General features: G+C 40.0%; 1 protein-coding gene. It reads right to left on the reverse strand.

Annotation, left to right across the window (positions count from 1 at the left end; all coding sequences use genetic code 11):
• Nucleotides 1-28 precede the first annotated feature (28 nt).
• On the reverse strand, nt 29-1,273 hold the full coding sequence (locus ACYVIL_RS20355; protein WP_353369134.1) for an IS110 family RNA-guided transposase: 1,245 nt from the start codon (nt 1,271-1,273) through the stop codon (nt 29-31).
• Between the last annotated feature and the right edge of the window lie 222 nt (nt 1,274-1,495).

The following is a 1,495-nucleotide window of genomic DNA, read 5'->3' on the forward strand; positions in this document are numbered from 1 at the left end:
TCACGCCCTGAGTCATTCAACAAGTGTTTTATGTTGCCAATAGCGGAGAATTTCTCTCTTTCAGCGCTTTTAAATACTTTGACTCATCATAGGGAGTTCTTGTATTCCAACATTTATAAACAATTCTGACCCATTTATAGGCAAGTGCTCTCACCGCCGATTGATGAGACTTACCTTTTGAACGCTGTTTCTCGTAGTACAAACCAGCCCAATATGATTGATTTATACTTTTGGCTGACCATTCTATAAAGCTTTGTCTGACGAACTTGGAACATTGCCAACGCCAATGTACCCAACTCTTTTGACCACTTCGTTCCGTTACAGGGGACAGTCCAGCATAGTTTTGTATTTCTTGGGCGCTATTGAATCGTGATCTATCCTCCCCTAATGCCGCCAATAACCTAGGAGCCAAACACAAGCCTGTGCCGGGTAGAGAATCAAATAACTCAGCATCTGGCATACTGTTAAATAACTGACTGATTTGTTTATCATATACTCTGGTGTTTTCAATGATCGTAAGTATTTGTTTGCAAAGCGCTGTCACCAATAGCTTGTGCGGTAAAATAACACTTTGGTCATCTGTCAACGGAACGGCCTTATTTATTGCCTCAACACGCTTATCCGTATTGGATACTGCGTTTCCACCTCTAGCATGAAAGAACTTAATAATTGAATTGGTTCTGGCACGTTTAACAGCTTGTAACGAAGACCATTTTATTAAGAAGTCACAAAACAATTCACTATCTCTATGAGAGAACCACTCCAACGGCTGAGGGTAATACTGTTTCAGTGAATTGATTAACCGATTAACATTTCGACGTTTATCGTCAACCAACAAACGCCGCTGCTCAACTAAGAGCGCTAATGTACGTGTCTGGTGACTACTTGGACGTAACGGTTTCACTTTATCGGGATAATTGAGCATCATGTCTAATGCTAACTCAGCATCAGAAGGGTCATCTTTAGCGCCACTTGGAAACATTGCCTGACGATATCGTGCAAGTGTTAGACCGTGGATTGGAAAGACGGTGACGAAACTGTACTTCTGCAGTGCGTATACAATCGGGCCTTTAGTCAACTCGACTGCGACAGCAATTTTACCCTTGGCCTCTTTACGCAGCTCATTTAGCCAGCTATCTATGGATTCAGGCGTGTGTGAAATAACTTCAAAGCTACGCTCCCTACTTTTACCTATTTGCACACAAACATCATGTTTTTTATTAGCCCAATCTAAACCAACAAAAATTGAGAATTTAGTTTTCACGTCATTCATTACAAATCTCCAATAGTTGAAGTTTGTTATGTATCCTTTACTCTTCGAAAGAAATATAGACAGCGTTTTTAAGGCAAGCCCTGAGTATTCGTTATGAGTAAAGTGACTCATTGCATCGAAAGAAAAGCAGAAATCATCAAATGAATATCGCTCAATATTCGTATGTAATGAGCACATAACCTAAACAATCTAAGTGTAGATAATTAAGGTTGAAAGACTATA

Source organism: Aliiglaciecola aliphaticivorans, from assembly GCF_054782055.1.